This window comes from Streptomyces longispororuber (genome assembly GCF_024448165.1).
Classification (GTDB): domain Bacteria; phylum Actinomycetota; class Actinomycetes; order Streptomycetales; family Streptomycetaceae; genus Streptomyces; species Streptomyces longispororuber_A.
This window is the reverse complement of record NZ_JAMOLN010000238.1, coordinates 1-14,930: the sequence shown is the minus strand read 5'-3', so window position 1 is coordinate 14,930 and position 14,930 is coordinate 1. Positions and strand designations below refer to the sequence as shown.

Annotated in this window: 15 protein-coding genes and 1 pseudogene; 4 read left to right on the top strand and 12 right to left on the bottom strand. The window is 72.1% G+C overall.

Annotation, left to right across the window (positions count from 1 at the left end):
- The first annotated feature begins 4 nt into the window (after positions 1–4).
- Positions 5–475 (top strand): RNA-binding S4 domain-containing protein, encoded by a 471-nt coding sequence (locus M4J07_RS41030; RefSeq protein ID WP_255981066.1) that lies wholly within the window; start codon positions 5–7, stop codon positions 473–475.
- 74 nt (positions 476–549) lie between these two features.
- Here the strand turns inward: M4J07_RS41030 and M4J07_RS41025 are convergent, their stop codons facing one another.
- From M4J07_RS41025 to M4J07_RS41015, 3 genes are all read right to left on the bottom strand, one after another.
- Complete coding sequence (locus tag M4J07_RS41025) at positions 550–978, bottom strand: DoxX family protein (RefSeq protein WP_255981062.1); 429 nt, start codon at positions 976–978, stop codon at positions 550–552.
- 109 nt (positions 979–1,087) lie between these two features.
- A complete protein-coding gene (locus M4J07_RS41020) occupies positions 1,088–1,768 on the bottom strand; it encodes a class I SAM-dependent methyltransferase (RefSeq protein WP_255981060.1) in 681 nt (226 codons plus the stop codon).
- A gap of 60 nt (positions 1,769–1,828) precedes the next feature.
- Positions 1,829–2,737, bottom strand: a complete 909-nt coding sequence (locus M4J07_RS41015) for an acyltransferase domain-containing protein (protein WP_255981064.1) — start codon at positions 2,735–2,737, stop codon at positions 1,829–1,831.
- Between the two features lie 146 nt (positions 2,738–2,883).
- Between M4J07_RS41015 and M4J07_RS41010 the strand changes: the two genes are divergently transcribed.
- Positions 2,884–3,147, top strand: a complete 264-nt coding sequence (locus M4J07_RS41010) for a DUF6343 family protein (protein WP_255981058.1) — start codon at positions 2,884–2,886, stop codon at positions 3,145–3,147.
- 81 nt (positions 3,148–3,228) lie between these two features.
- On the opposite strand, the gene M4J07_RS41005 is transcribed toward M4J07_RS41010, so the two are convergent.
- The 6 genes from M4J07_RS41005 to rpsA all read right to left on the bottom strand — a co-directional run bounded on the left by M4J07_RS41005 (position 3,229) and on the right by rpsA (position 9,138).
- Entirely contained in the window at positions 3,229–3,591 is a 363-nt protein-coding gene (locus M4J07_RS41005) for a tetratricopeptide repeat protein (protein ID WP_255981056.1), read from the bottom strand.
- A gap of 125 nt (positions 3,592–3,716) precedes the next feature.
- The gene (locus M4J07_RS41000) at positions 3,717–4,100 is read right to left on the bottom strand and encodes a DUF3592 domain-containing protein (RefSeq protein WP_255981054.1); all 384 of its coding nucleotides are present in this window, start codon (positions 4,098–4,100) and stop codon (positions 3,717–3,719) included.
- Positions 4,097–4,705 carry a dephospho-CoA kinase gene (gene coaE, locus M4J07_RS40995; protein ID WP_255981052.1) on the bottom strand — a complete coding sequence of 203 codons (609 nt, stop codon included), beginning with the start codon at positions 4,703–4,705 and terminating at the stop codon, positions 4,097–4,099. The genes M4J07_RS41000 and coaE overlap by 4 nt, the downstream gene beginning before the upstream one ends.
- A 20-nt stretch (positions 4,706–4,725) precedes the next feature.
- A complete protein-coding gene (locus M4J07_RS40990) occupies positions 4,726–5,664 on the bottom strand; it encodes a PAC2 family protein (protein ID WP_255981050.1) in 939 nt (312 codons plus the stop codon).
- 102 nt (positions 5,665–5,766) lie between these two features.
- A complete protein-coding gene (locus M4J07_RS40985; protein WP_255981048.1) occupies positions 5,767–7,293 on the bottom strand; it encodes a flavin monoamine oxidase family protein in 1,527 nt (508 codons plus the stop codon).
- A gap of 342 nt (positions 7,294–7,635) precedes the next feature.
- On the bottom strand, positions 7,636–9,138 hold the full coding sequence (rpsA, locus tag M4J07_RS40980) for a 30S ribosomal protein S1 (RefSeq protein WP_161305797.1): 1,503 nt from the start codon (positions 9,136–9,138) through the stop codon (positions 7,636–7,638).
- A 353-nt stretch (positions 9,139–9,491) separates the two neighbouring features.
- Between rpsA and M4J07_RS40975 the strand changes: the two genes are divergently transcribed.
- Positions 9,492–10,343 (top strand): class I SAM-dependent methyltransferase, encoded by an 852-nt coding sequence (locus M4J07_RS40975; RefSeq protein WP_255981043.1) that lies wholly within the window; start codon positions 9,492–9,494, stop codon positions 10,341–10,343.
- Between the two features lie 51 nt (positions 10,344–10,394).
- Positions 10,395–12,941, top strand: coding sequence for an ATP-dependent helicase HrpB (gene hrpB / locus M4J07_RS40970; protein ID WP_255981041.1), 2,547 nt, complete (start codon positions 10,395–10,397; stop codon positions 12,939–12,941).
- Here hrpB and M4J07_RS40965 read toward each other — a convergent pair.
- The 3 genes and pseudogenes from M4J07_RS40965 to M4J07_RS40955 all read right to left on the bottom strand — a co-directional run.
- Positions 12,931–13,923, bottom strand: a complete 993-nt coding sequence (locus tag M4J07_RS40965) for a DUF3068 domain-containing protein (protein ID WP_255981039.1) — start codon at positions 13,921–13,923, stop codon at positions 12,931–12,933. The genes hrpB and M4J07_RS40965 overlap by 11 nt on opposite strands.
- Before the next feature lie 15 nt (positions 13,924–13,938).
- Positions 13,939–14,073 carry an SPW_0924 family protein gene (locus M4J07_RS40960; protein WP_255981037.1) on the bottom strand — a complete coding sequence of 45 codons (135 nt, stop codon included), beginning with the start codon at positions 14,071–14,073 and terminating at the stop codon, positions 13,939–13,941.
- A 167-nt stretch (positions 14,074–14,240) separates the two neighbouring features.
- Positions 14,241–14,930: pseudogene (locus M4J07_RS40955) on the bottom strand (lytic transglycosylase); the annotation flags it as partial.

Sequence of the window (14,930 nt, the reverse complement as noted above, 5' to 3'; positions counted from 1 at the left end):
ACGCATGGCATCGGAGACATCAGGGACGACGCCGGCCCAGGACCCGGCGGGCGCCGCGCGGGCGGCGGCACCGGGCGGCGGCGAGTCCGTGCGGGTCGACAGCTGGATCTGGTCCGTACGCCTGGTCAAGACGCGCTCGGCCGGGGCGACGGCCTGCAAGGGCGGGCACGTCAAGGTCAACGGGACGAGCGTGAAGCCCGCGTACGCGCTGCGCGTCGGCGACGAGGTGCGGATGCGGCTGCCCGGCGGCCTGGAGCGCCGGGTCGTCGTGAAGCGGCTGATCCGCAAGCGGGTCGGGGCGCCGGTGGCCGTCGAGTGCTACGTCGACAACTCGCCGCCGCCCCCGCCTCGCGAGGTCGTGGCCCCGGTCGGCATCCGCGACCGGGGCACGGGCCGCCCGACGAAGCGGGACCGCCGGGATCTGGAGCGGCTGCGCGGCATCTTCGGGCAGGGGCCGGGGGCCGAGGACGGCTGAGACCGAGGGCCGCTGAGCCGTCGGACCGGTCCGGCTCCGGATCGGCGGGCGCGCCGCGGCGCTCGGCCGGGGGCTCAGCCGGCGGTGCGTCGCAGCAGTGCCAGGAGCTCGCGGTTGCGGGACCGGTTCGTCCAGGCCAGGACGGCGAGCGGGACCATGAGGATCAGCGGGGTCGCCGCGTTCTCCCCGTCGAAGACGGTGAGCTGCGTGATGAACGCGCCGACCAGGAGCCCGCAGAGCGCGATCGGTGTGACCCCGGCGAGCACCGGCACCAACAGGCCGATCGCGCCCGCCAGTTCGAGCACTCCCACCGCGTACATCCCGGCCGAGCCCCAGCCGATCGTGTCGAACGTCTCGACGGCCGTGGAGTGGGCGATCAGCTTCGGCAGTGCGCTGGCGAGGGCGAAGAACAGGGCCAGCACGACGGTGAGCACGCGCAGCGAGACCCGGGCGGCGCGGGAGCGGACGGGGGCGGCGGCTTCGGCTGCGGTGACGTGCGACATGGGGACTCCTCGGTGATGTGGCTCCGCGGTGTGCGGTCACAGAGGTAGACCGGACGCCGTCCCCGAACTCATCGCACGTCACACGGGGAATTCGCCGCCCCGCGCCGCCCTACACGGGCACCACCCGCACCCAGCTCTGATCCTCCGTCAGATAACGGTCGACCTTCAGCCCGCTCGCCTCCAGGACCGCCTCGAACTCCTCGACCCCCATCGGACGGATCAGGTACGTCTGCGTCCAGACCGCATCGGGGAACTCGTACTCCACCTTCACCGAGCGCCTCCCGTCGTCCCCGACCGGCACCGAGGACAGCTTGGTGATGACGGCACCGCTCGGCAGGACGTGCTTGCGCGGCAGGTCCACGTGCGCGCCGTCGCGCTCGCGCTGGATCAGCACGCAGCCGTCGTCGGCGACGTGGCTCCGGATCGTGGCGAGCATGGCCCGCCGCTCGGCCGGGTCCCCGGTGTTCACCAGGATCGACGCGAGCATCACCACGTCGAACTTCTCGCCCAGGTCGAGGTCCTCGATGGTGGAGCGCACGGTGCGTGCGCCACGCACCCGCTCCAGCATCTCCGCCGACTCGTCCACCGCCGTGACCTTGAAGCCCTGCTCGACCAGCGCGTGCGTCACCCGGCCCACCCCGCAGCCCAGTTCGAGCAGGGTCGCGCCGACGGGCGCGGCTCCGGCCACGATCTCCGGCTCGCCCTCCACCGGAAGTCTCGAGTACAGCTCCACCGCACAGCCGTCGGGCGTGATGGCGCCCGGACCCGTCCCCTCGTGTCCCGCTCGCATCTCAAGGCTCATGCACAAGGAACGGACAGGCTCCGGCCGCCGTTCCCCGCCCCCGTCACCTCATTCGGGCACCAGCGAGAACCAGCCATGTCCCGAGTACCAGTGCCCGCCCGCGTCCAGGTGGTCGAGCACGGCCCGCTGCACACTCGTCCGGCGCGGCAGCCGCTCGCGCGGCGTCTCGGTGCCGCCGAAGACGAACGCGACGGGGGTGTCGTCCTCCGCCTCCGCCCCGGTGTACGCGATCCGGAACCGGTCCTGGAAGCGGACGATGTTGGAGCCGGCCGGCAGGTACCGCTTCAACTGGCCGTCGAGGAGCCAGGAATGACAGACCGCGACGCGATACGGAGTCGCCGGGAAGTGCCGCGCGAAGAACTCCCGGGCCCGTGCGAGCGAGTCGTCGCACGCCTCGGGCGACAGGGGGCCGCGGAAGTCCGGAATGTGCACGCTGAGACAGGGATCCCCGGGCCCCGCGGCCACGCCCGCCGCCGCGACGGCCCGCCCCGTGCGCTCGCCGAGCCGCGCCCGCTCGAACTGCAGCCGCCCCAACTGGTAGAGCTCGCCCCGGAAATGGCGGGTCGGCCACCACGGTACGAGCAGCCCGGTCGTACCGAACCGCCTGCGGTGCACGGCGAGATTGCGGCCGAGGTCGGCGAGCGTGCGCCGCGACACGTCGTCCGGGATGCCGCGCTCCCGGTGGTACGCGCGCACGTACGGCAGAGCGGCGACGAACACGAGGACGGCGAAGCAGCGGCCCATCGCCCCGGCCGCCGCGGGGAACACCGGGAGGCCCGTGCCCTCCCCCGGCTCCCCGATCCGCCACAGCAGCCCGCTGACGGACCGGCCGAGCAGCTCGACGAGCTCCGGCGACCCCGCCACCTCACGGCGCAGCGCAAGGAGTTGACCGATGTCCTCGTGCGGCACGGCCAGGTCGAGCAGTACGTCGGGCAGGTCGAGCCCGTCCGGCAGCACCGCCGCCAGCTGCGGTATCGCCGTGTCGTCGAGGGCCGCCAGCCATGCCGCGCACGCCTCGTCGCTCTTCAGAACGTCCAGCACACCCTGTCCTTCGGTCGTGGCACCCTGGAAGGGAGCCTCTTCGCCGTGAGGGGATGGTGACCATGCATCTGGTCCGTACCGGTGACGAACCGGTCACCGCCCGCAGCCCCCTGCGCCTGCGGCTCGGCCTGGCGCTGTTCGGCCTGGTCTGGACGACGGCGGGCACCATCGCGTTCCTCCTGGCCCACCGTCCCTGGTGGGCGCTGGTCTGCGGGGCTCTCTGGCTGATCACGACGATCGACCTCTTCATGATCACTCGCCATATCCGCCAGGGCCCCCACTACCAACCGGGCCGGGACGTCCCCCCGTACAGGAAAGCCCCGTAAGGGCGCGGGGAACGGCGGGAGCGACGACGGCGGACCCGCGCCCGCCGCTCTCAAGGACCGACCAGGCGGGCGGACGGGCGCTCAGCCGTCGAACCGGGCGGCCGCGACGTACTCCGGCTGCGGATCGAGCGCGGCCGCCAGCCGGAAGTGCCGCCGGGCCTGCTGCGGCCTGGACCACCGCTCGTACGTCCGCGCCAGCGCGAAGTGCGCGAACGCATTGTCCGGCTCGCGCTCCAGCACGATGGAGAACTCCAGCTCGGCAGCCCGCAGTTGAGCGGCGGCGAAGAAGGCGCGGGCTCTCAGCAGCCGGGCCGCCGTGTTCTCCGGGTGGGCTGCGATGACGTCGTCCAGAAGCTTCACCGCACCGCGCGGATCACGTGCGGCGAGCAGCTGCTCGGCGGCGCGGTAGTCGATGACGTGCGTCTCCGGGGTGGCGTCGGGCACGGTGAACTCCCTTCTGGTGCCGACCTGTCGATCACGTCAACACCGTGGACCGTAAGGGCTATTCCTGCCCCTCCCGGTGCACGCGGACACGCGGCCCGGCGCACCTCGGCCCGGCGTGGCAGGGCTCAGCTCATGGAGACCGCGAGCACCATGCCCGTCAGCACGAGGACACCGCCCGCGATCATGAATCCCTGATCCACTCCGGGCCGTTCCCCGCCGAGCACCACGGTCTCGCGCGGGTCCCGCACGTCGTACGCGACGCTGACCAGACCGCCGGCGGGCAGCGGCCGCCGCTTGGTGGACGGCACCGGCGAGACGACCTCTATGACCCGCCCGTCGTCCGTCTCGAACTGCAGCAGTGGCCGCTCGGTACCCGGCTGCGGCGGCTTGACCAGGGCCTCGACGACATTGCCCGCAGCCTGGACGCGGCGGGTGCGCTGGAGCCCGTAGGCCCCGGCGAGCAGCGCGACGAGACCGCCCATGGCGGTGAACGCGGCGAGGACGATCACGCCGACGCGGTGTGCGCCCGGCGCACCAGGTCCGCCCAGACCGCGTCGACCTGCTCCGTGAGCCGCTCCAGCGGCACGTCGTTGTCGATCACGACGTCGGCGATCTCGCGGCGCTTCTCGCGGGTGGCCTGCGCGGCCATCCGGGCCCTGGCGTCCTCCTCGCTCATGCCGCGCAGCCGGGTCAGCCGGTCGAGCTGGGTCTCCGGGGCGGCGTCGACGACGATCACGAGGTCGTAGAGCGGGGCCAGTCCGTTCTCGGCGAGCAGCGGTACGTCGTGGATCACGACGGAGTCGGGGCCTGCGGCGGCCTCCAGCTCCTGCGAGCGGGCGCCGACCAGCGGATGCACGATCTTGTTGAGCACGGCCAGCTTGTCGGCGTCGGCGAAGACGATGGAGCCCAGTTTCGGCCGGTCGAGGCTGCCGTCGGGCGCGAGCACCTGCTCCCCGAAGGCCGCCACGACGGCCGCGAGCCCCGGCGAACCGGGCTCGACGACCTCCCGGGCGATCCGGTCCGCGTCGATCAGGACGGCCCCGCGCTCCACCAGGAGCCGGGACACCTCGCTCTTGCCGGCACCGATGCCGCCGGTCAGCCCCACCTTCAACATGAGCGGAAGCTTAGGCCCTGTCAGGCGTCGCCCTCCCGTTCGGCCAGGAACTTCTCGAACTCGAGGCCGATCTCGTCCGCCGACGGGATCTCCACCGGCTCGGCCAGCATGTTCCCCCGGGACTCGGCGCCCGCGGCGGCGTCGTACTGGTGCTCAAGGCCCTGGACGAGCGAGACGAGCTCCTCGTCGCCCTCCTGGATCTGCCGGTCGATCTCCGTCTGCGTGCGGTGCGCCTCGGTGCGCAGACCGTGGGCGACGCCGGGCAGCACGAGCCCGGTCGCTCCGGTGATGGCTTCCAGGACGGTGAGCGCGGCGTCCGGGTACGCGGAGCGCGCGATGTAGTGCGGGACGTGCGCCGCGACCCCGAGGACGTCGTGCCCGGCCTCCATCAGGCGGTACTCGACGAGGGCCTCGGCGCTGCCCGGCACCTGTGCCTCGTCGAACGGGCTGCGGTGCCCGGGCACGAGGTCCGTGCGGTTGCCGTGCGGGGTGAGACCGACGGGACGGGTGTGCGGGACGCCCATCGGGATGCCGTGGAAGTTCACCGCGAGCCGGACACCGAGCCGCTCCACGATCTGCTTCACGGCCTCCGCGAATCGCTCCCACTCGACGTCCGGCTCGGGACCCGTCAGCAGCAGGAAGGGGGCGCCGGTGGCGTCCTGCACGAGCCGCACCTCGATGGAGGGCACCTCGTACTCGGTCCAGCGGTCGCGCTTGAACGTGAGCAGCGGGCGCCGGGCCCGGTAGTCGACCAGCCGGTCGTGGTCGAAGCGCGCCACGACCTGGTGGGGCAGCGAGTCCAGGAGCCGGTCGACGATCTGGTCGCCGGTCTCACCCGCGTCGATGTATCCGTCGAAGTGGTAGAGCATGACAAGGCCGGCCGATTCCTGGGCGAGCGCCATGTCCACCACGGCGAGGCCCTTCGGCTCCCATGTGTACAAACCCTGCGCATCAAGCACTGTGACCGCTCCTCCTCGTGTTCATCAGAAGAACGCGTGGGGAGGGCGCGGGCATTCCCGCCCGCGCCCTTTCTCAGCCGTCTCTTACGGACGCTGCGGCACTCAGCTCGCCATCACGCGCGCGTGCAGCCTGGTCACGGCCCGGCGCGCGGACGTGAACGCGCCGTGCTGCCACGCGTCGGTGTAACTGAGCCAGTCGCCGGCGAAGTAGACGCGCCCGGCGGGATCGTTCAGCGGCTTGTAGCGCGGGTCGTCCGGGCCGCCGGGGGTGTCGTGCCAGGCGCCTTCGAGGTGCGGGGTCTGGCGCCAGTGGTGCGAGAACGACGAGGCGAGTTCGGTCCGGTACTTCTCGCCGTAGATCTTCACGCCCTGGGCGACGGCCCGCGCCTCCCGCTGCGGCGGCGTGAGCTTCGCGTACGCGTCGGCGTCACGGTCGTAGTTGTAGTAGCCGATCAGGACGCCGCGCTCGCCGTGGAAGCCGTACGACGGGTGCCAGACGTGACTGAGGTCCAGGTCGGTCTCGGTGATGCCGCCGTAGATCCGGTGGTCGGTCTCCCACCAGCGGGACCGGTACTCCAGGCCGATCTTCCCCGCGGACTGCGGGGTGATGGCCTCCAGGGCGCTCTGCACGCCGGAGCCGAGGTTGTGCGGGATCTTGGCGAGGATGTTGGGCGGCAGCGCGCCGACGCAGAAGTCGGCCTCGACGGCCTTGGTCCGACCGCCCTGCGTGTACGTGACGCGGACCCCGCCACCGGTGTCGGTGATCCGGCTGACGACGGCGCCGGTGTGCACCCGCCGCGCCCCGACGGCTCTGGTCAGCGCCTTGGGTATCTGGTCCATGCCGCCCACCGGCTGGAACATCAGCATGGCCTGGTCGAAGCCGAACTCGAAGGAGAAGTAGCGTCCGACGCCGCTGGCGAACACCTCGGACGCGGAGGGCACGTCGCCGAGCAGCACGCCGGGTGTGCCGGTCGCGGCGGGCACGGTCGTGTATCCGCGCCGTTCGCCGCCCTCGTAGGTCAGCTTGTCCCCCAACGCGCCGAAGTCCTTGAGGAACTCGACGAGCCGCTCCCGGTCCCCGCCGGTCAGTTCCCGGTCCAGCGCCCCCTTGTCGGAGGCTTTGGCGAGCAGCTCCGACACGTACCCGTAGACATCGGCCTTGGCGGTCCGGTACCGCACCGGCGCGGTCATGCCCGCCGACTCGTTGAAGAGGTAGGCGTCGGCGTTGGTGTTGGTGAACACCTCGATGGGGACGCCGAGTTCACGGCAGTAGTCGAGCGTCACCATCCACTGGGGCAGCCGCGCCGGCCCGGCGTTCATGTACTGCCCGTCGCTGAAGCGCGCGGTCTGCTTGTTCCCGTACGTGTCCACGGTGGAGTCGCCGCCCCGCACGGTGAAGTTCCGGCCGCCCGTGCGGTCCCTGGCCTCCAGGACCGTACAGTCGTAGCCCGCCTTGCCCAGTTCGTACGCGGTGGCGAGTCCGGCGATGCCGCCGCCCACGATCACCACCGTCGCGGCTCCGCGCCCGCTGAGCGTGAAGTCCCCCGACCGCGGTGCGCGGTACGGGAGTTCACGCTGGGCGGCCTGCGCCGTCGGGGCGAGTCCGAGGGCTCCCATGGTCGCGAACATCGCGCCCGCTCCCCCGGTGACCCCCACGTTCCGCAGAAACGCCCGTCGACTGGTCCCCACACCTGCCATGTCCCGGCTCCCCTCAGATCGTGCGCGATCTTCGCTGATCCGGGGATGGTGGCAACGCCCTGTTACGGCACGACGGCTACTGCTGTATCCGCCACGTTTCTCTTGCCTCAGCAGCAACGCGCCCCGCCAGGGGCGCGGGGATCGGCGCGAGAGGCCCCACACAGCGCGCACTCGCTTCACGGAAGAAGCCTCTACGGCGGGAGGGCGAACGCCAGTGGGCCCGCACCGAAACGGTGCGGGCCCACTGTCAACTACCTGCTAGCGCAGAGCGGTTCAGCTCTGGCCGCCGGCCAGCTTCTCGCGCAGGGCGGCGAGCGCCTCGTCCGACGCCAGGGCGCCGGAGTTGTCGTCCGACTCCGAGGAGTACGAACCGCCACCGGACGCGGCCGGAGCCGCACCGGCGCCGGCGACGGCACCCTCGGCCTCGGCCTGAGCGTCGGCCTCGCGGGACTTGATGACCTGAGCCTGGTGCTGCTCGAAGCGCTGCTGCGCCTCGGCGTACTGGGTCTCCCAGGCCTCGCGCTGGGTCTCGAAGCCCTCGAGCCAGTCGTTGGTCTCGGGGTCGAAGCCCTCGGGGTAGATGTAGTTGCCCTGGTCGTCGTACGACGCGGCCATGCCGTACAGGGTCGGGTCGAACTCGACGGCCGACGGGTCGGCGCCGAAGGCCTCGTTGGCCTGCTTCAGCGAGAGGCTGATGCGGCGACGCTCGAGGTCGATGTCGATGACCTTGACGAAGATCTCGTCGTTGACCTGGACGACCTGCTCCGGGATCTCCACGTGGCGCTCGGCCAGCTCGGAGATGTGGACCAGACCCTCGATGCCCTCGTCCACGCGGACGAACGCACCGAACGGAACCAGCTTCGTGACCTTACCCGGGACGACCTGGCCGATCTGGTGGGTACGGGCGAACTGCTGCCACGGGTCCTCCTGCGTCGCCTTCAGCGACAGGGAGACACGCTCGCGGTCCATGTCGACGTCGAGGACCTCGACGGTGACTTCCTGGCCGACCTCGACAACCTCGGACGGGTGGTCGATGTGCTTCCAGGAGAGCTCGGAGACGTGGACGAGACCGTCGACGCCACCCAGGTCCACGAAGGCACCGAAGTTGACGATCGAGGAAACGACGCCGGAGCGGACCTGACCCTTCTGCAGGGTGGTGAGGAACGTCTGGCGAACCTCGGACTGGGTCTGCTCGAGCCAGGCACGGCGGGACAGGACCACGTTGTTGCGGTTCTTGTCCAGCTCGATGATCTTGGCCTCGAGCTCCTTGCCCACGTAAGGCTGGAGGTCGCGGACACGACGCATCTCGACGAGGGAGGCCGGCAGGAAGCCACGGAGGCCGATGTCGAGGATGAGACCACCCTTGACGACCTCGATGACGGTACCGGTGACGATGCCGTCTTCTTCCTTGATCTTCTCGATCGTGCCCCAGGCACGCTCGTACTGAGCGCGCTTCTTGGACAGGATCAGGCGGCCTTCCTTGTCCTCCTTCTGGAGAACCAGGGCCTCGATCTCGTCACCAACCGCGACGACCTCGTTCGGGTCGACGTCGTGCTTGATGGAGAGCTCGCGGCTCGGGATGACACCTTCGGTCTTGTAACCGATGTCGAGGAGGACCTCGTCCCGGTCAACCTTGACGATGACGCCGTCGACGATGTCGCCATCGTTGAAGTACTTGATCGTCTCGTCGATGGCGGCGAGGAAAGCTTCCTCGTTACCGATGTCGTTGACCGCAACCTGCGGGGTGGTGGCGGTGGTCTCGGTGCTGCTCGTCATGTGGGAAAGGGCTCCGGCGGACATTGAAAGTCGGTGGGTACTGCTACGCCGGGAGCCTGTTTCGCACCGAAGAAGCCGGACAGCCTAGGAAGCGCCGAACCCGTGAGAACGGTGGCGCCTCGACAACCGAGGGGACATGCAACAGATGCGAGCACAGCCTGCTATGTCTGAGGTGCGCAGGCCCGCAGCGCAACTTGTAGCATACGGGGGCTGCCGGGCAGGGTCAATGCGCGAAGGCGCACACCCGGGGCGGATCGCCGCATACCCGGCACAAAACCTGTCGCACGAGGCTACGAGGGCCGCAGAGCCCGCAGATTAGTACCAGGGAGCCGATCATCCAAGGGTCCGGACCAATGCAAGCGTACGAGCCGCCCGTTCCGCCGTCGGGCACGGCGGCCTCCTCGGTCGACGACGACTCGACGGCCACCCGCCGTGACGCGGACACCACCGAGAGTTCGCGGGCCAACCGCGGCTGGTGGGACCGGAACGCGGACGAGTACCAGATCGAGCACGGCACGTTTCTCGGCGACGACCGTTTCGTGTGGGGTCCCGAAGGGCTCGACGAGGTGGAGGCCGAGCTGCTCGGCCCGGTGGAGGAGCTGGCCGGCAAGGACGTCCTGGAGATCGGGGCGGGCGCGGCCCAGTGCTCGCGCTGGCTGGCCGCGCAGGGCGCACGGCCCGTCGCCCTCGACCTCTCGCACCGCCAGCTCCAGCACGCGCTGCGCATCGACGGCGGCAAGGTGCCCCTGGTCCAGGCGGACGCAGGCGTCCTCCCCTTCCGCGACGGCTCCTTCGACCTGGCCTGCTCCGCGTACGGCGCTCTCCCCTTCATCGCGGACCAGGTCCAGGTGATGCGCGAGGTGCGCCGGGTGCTGCGGCCCGGCGGGCGCTTCGTCTTCTCCGTCACGCACCCCATCCGCTGGGCGTTCCCGGACGAGCCGGGCCCGGAGGGGCTGACCGTCTCCGCCTCCTACTTCGACCGCACTCCTTATGTGGAGCAGGACGACGAGGGGCGGGCCGTATATGTGGAGCACCACCGGACCGTCGGCGACCGGGTGCGGGACGTGGTGGCGGGCGGCTTCCGGCTCGTCGACCTGGTGGAGCCGGAGTGGCCGGCCTGGAACACGCAGGAGTGGGGCGGCTGGTCGCCGCTGCGCGGGAACCTGATCCCCGGTTCGGCGATCTTCGTCTGCGAGCGCGACTAGGGCCTGTCTCCCAGGTCCCTCCGGCCGCGCGCCACGGGAGAGACTGGGCGCGTGATCCGTGACGACGCGCTCCAGGCCCTGCCCGTCCGCTCCGCGCTGCCCGCCCTGCGGTCCGCGCTCGACGCGGACGGGGCCGCGGTCCTCGTCGCCCCGCCCGGCACCGGGAAGACGACGCTGGTGCCGCTGGTCCTCGCGGGACTGCTCGACGAGGACGCGCCCGCCCGCCGGGTCGTCGTCGCCGAGCCCCGGCGGATCGCGGCGCGGGCGGCCGCCCGGCGGATGGCGTGGCTGCTCGGCGAGGACCTCGACAAGCACGACAAGCGCGGCGGGCGCGTCGGGTACACGGTGCGCGGTGAGCGCGTGGTCGGGCCGCGCACCCGGGTCGAGGTGGTCACGACGGGGGTGCTGCTGCAGCGCCTGCAGCGGGACCAGGAGCTGACCGGTGTCGACGTCGTGATCCTCGACGAGGTGCACGAGCGGCATCTGGACGCGGACACGGTGGCCGCCTTCCTGTGGGACGTTCGGCAGGCGCTGCGGCCCGATCTCCGGCTGGTCGCGGCGTCGGCGACGACGGACGCCGAGGGGTGGGCCGGGCTGCTCGGGGGCGCCCGGGTCGTCGAGGCCGCGGGCGCCTCGCACCCGGTGGAGGTGGTGTGGGCGCCGCCCGCGCGTCCGGTGCGGCCGCCGCACGGGATGCGGGTCGATCCGGCGCTGCTGACGCATGTGGCGGGCGTGGTGCGGCGGGCGCTGCGCGAGCGGACCGGGGACGTGCTCTGCTTCCTTCCCGGGGTCGGCGAGATCTCCCGGGTGGCCGGGCAGCTGGGGGTTCCGGACGGGGACGTCGAGGTGCTCCAGGTGCACGGGCGGGCGCCCGCCGCCGTGCAGGACGCGGTGCTGTCGGCGGGGGCGCGGCGGCGGGTGGTGCTCGCCACCGCGGTCGCGGAGTCGTCCCTGACGGTGCCCGGGGTGCGGGTGGTGGTGGACGCCGGGCTCGCGCGCGAGCCCCGGGTGGACCACGCGCGGGGGCTGAGCGCGCTGACGACCGTGCGGTCCTCCCGTGCGGCCGGGACGCAGCGGGCGGGCCGGGCCGGGCGGGAGGCGCCGGGCACGGTGTACCGGTGCTGGGACGAGGCGGAGGACGGGCGGCTCGCCCGGTTCCCCTCCCCCGAGATCAAGGTGGCGGACCTGACGGCGTTCGCGCTGCAGGCGGCGTGCTGGGGTGATCCCGCCGCGGCGGGTCTCGCGCTGCTCGACGCGCCGCCCGCGGGCGCGATGGCCGCGGCGCGCGAGGTGCTCACGGCGGTCGGCGCGGTGGAGCCGGGTTCGGGGCGGGCCACGGAGCGCGGGGTACGGCTGGCCCGGCTCGGGCTGCATCCGCGGCTCGGGCGGGCGCTGCTGGACGCGGCCCCGGTGGTGTCGGCGCGGCGGGCCGCGGAGGTCGTCGCGCTGCTGAGCGAGGAGCCGCCGCGGGAGTACGGGGACGACCTGGGCGCGGCGCTGCGGACCGCGCGGCGCGGCGGCGACGCCTATGCCGGGCGGTGGCGCACGGAGGTCAGGCGGCTCTCGGGGCTGCTCGGCGACGACGGGGGCGGCGCGGCCGGCACGGGCGGCGGGCGTTCGGTGAGTGACGATCACGCGGCGGGTCTGGTCGCCGCCCTGGCGTTCCCGGAGCGGGTGGCGCGGCGGTCGGGCGGCTCGTGGCTGATGGTGTCGGGGACCCGGGCCGACGTGGGGGACGGCTCGGCGCTGCGGGACGCCGCCTGGGTCGCCGTCGCCGTGGCCGACCGGCCCGTCGGCGCCGGGCACGCGCGGGTCCGGCTGGGCGCCGTCGTCGACGAGGACGTCGCCCGCCGGGCAGCCGGCCCGCTGCTCGCCGAGGGCGACGAAGTCACCTGGGCGGACGGCGAGCTGGTGGCCCGGCACGTCACCCGCCTCGGCGCGGTCGAACTCTCCGTACGGCCGCTGAAGGACCCCTCCCCCGGCCTCGTACGGGACGCTCTCCTCGACGGGCTGCGGCGGGAGGGGCTGGGGCTGCTGCGCTGGGACCGGGACGCCGAGGTGCTGCGGCAGCGGCTCGCCTTCGTGCACCGGCAGCTCGGGGAGCCGTGGCCCGACGTGAGCGACGAGGCGCTGTTCGCGCGGGTCGACGACTGGCTGGAGCCGGAGCTCGGCCGTGCGCGGCGCCGGTCCGACCTGGGCCGGATCGACGCCGGGCAGGCCCTGAAGCGGCTGCTGCCGTGGGCGAGCGGGGACGCCGCACGCTTTGACCAGCTGGCGCCGGAGCGGGTGGAGGTGCCGAGCGGGTCGCGGGTGCGGGTCGACTACGCCGATCCCGGGCAGCCCGTGCTCGCCGTGAAGCTGCAGGAGATGTTCGGGCTGCAGCAGACGCCGCGGCTGGCCGGAGTGCCGGTCCTCGTGCACCTGCTGTCGCCCGCCGGGCGGCCCGCCGCCGTCACCGCCGACCTCGCCTCGTTCTGGCGCGACGGCTACCGGGCCGTACGGGCCGATCTGCGCGGCCGCTACCCGAAGCACCCCTGGCCCGAGGACCCGGCGGCGGCGGAGCCGACCCGGTACACGAACGCGCGCCTCAGACGCTGACCGGTTCCGGCTCCCGCGCCGGCGTCCCCTCCGGGTCGCCCGGCCTCCTGCCGCGCGCCTCCAGCCAGAGGGCGAGGGCGAGCAGCAGCGTGCCGAGGATCAGGAAGCCCCAGGGCAGGTAGGAGGTGAGGAGGAGGACCAGGGTGCGCTGGGACTTGACCAGGTCGACGGTCGACCTGATGAAGTCCTCCCGCATCTTGACGTCACCGGCGAACGCGGTGACCTTGTCGCGGCCGCCGAGCAGGGTGCCGCCGCGCATCTCCTCCTTGTGCCGCTCCTCGCCGTAGACGGGGGCGCCGGTGGTGGGGTCCACGAGGAAGGTGCGGACGGTCGTGTACCACATCTGGGTGCCGGTCTTGGCGACCGATTCGGGGGTGATGCCCGCGACCGGCAGCTTCTTGGGGAAGGGCACCTTGGTCCAGGGGATGGTCTGCTCGAAGCGGTAGACGGTGACGCCGCGGAAGTCCTCGGTGCCCTTGTAGTGGATGGGCCGGGTGATGCGGGCGCGCGCGTCGAAGTACTCGTAGTCCCGCTTCTCGGTCAGGAACGGCCACTTGAACTCGATGCCGTCGCGCTTGACCGCGTCGCCGTCGACGGACTCGCCGGTGGCGTGCACGGGTTCCTGGCTGTGGGCGTCGAAGATGTAGCGCTCGGGGATCTGGGACACCATCTTGCCGTCGGGGCCGACGATGTAGGTCAGGCCGTCCCAGACGACGACGTCGCGCCCGGCGCTCTTCTCGATCTTCTCCGACTCCTCGACGTCGCCCTTGAGGGTCTGTACGACGGTGAGCTTGGAGACCTTCTTCTCCTGCATGGAGCCGTAGTCGATGAGAGTCGCGTTCTTCGCCTCCAGGACCATGGTCTGGTACTGGCTGGGCGGGATCTTGGCGAGGCGCGGGAACGCGTACCAGCGCATCAGCGGGGACAGCGCCGTGAAGAACACGGCGAAGGCGAGCAGGATCAGGCTGGCCTTGCGGCGCATCTCGGCGGCCCTCCTCTACGGGTGCTTCGGAACGGTCGTGAGCAGCGGTTTCGGGGACGTCTCGCCCGGCGGGGCGCCGATCGCCGTCATCGTGAGAACGAGGGCGAACGCCGCGGCCAGTCCGATCGCCGCCGCTATGAGGGCACGCATGTCCGGCCTCCCGAATCTGCATCTGATGGGGCGTCAGGCCTTGCGGTCGGTGCACCGTAGCAATGCCGGGGACAGATGAGAACACGTTGCACACGACGTACCCGTGACGCACCGAGCCCCCGGCCGATCATCGGCCGGGGGCTCAAGTGCGGTGCGTGCCGCGGGAGTTACGCGGAGGGGCTCGCGGACTCCGCCGGGGTCTCGCTCGCGCCGCCGGACGGGGCCGCGGTCACCTTCAGCTCGACGGTGAGCGTCGCGCCGCCCGTGGTGTTGATCCGCAGCAGGAACGTGCCGGTCGCGTCGTCCGCGTACAGCTTCGGCAGCTTCAGCACGCCGTCGGCGTCCGTCGTGAGGTCCTTGAGGGTGCGGACCGCCTTGCCGTCGGCGTCCTTGAAGTACGGGCCCTTGTCGGCCTCGGTCGCGTCGTCGGCCGACTTGATGAGCGTGGCCGTCGCCGCGACGCCGTCCGCCACGGCGCCCTTGTACGTCGCCTTCACCTCGACGGCGTCCGCGAACGTGCCGCCCGCGACGCAGCTGAGCTCGTTGTCGCCGGTGCGGGCCAGGGCGTCGGCCTGCCGCGCGGCGACGGTCGCCTTGTAGTCGAGCCCGGCCAGCGAGCGGCCGACGACGGTGGCCCGGACGGTGAACTCGCCGGTCTGCTCGCCCGCCTTGATCGCGGGCGCCGTGGCGACGCCCGACGTGCTCGTGGTGACGGTGGCGCTCGTGCCGCCACCGCTGAACGTCGCCTTCGTGTCGCCGACGATCGCGAACCGCACCTGGACGGAACCGACGCCCGCCCCCGACTTGTTCTTCGCGCGCACCTTGACCCGCTCGGCGAAGGTGTCGCCGGCCGTCGC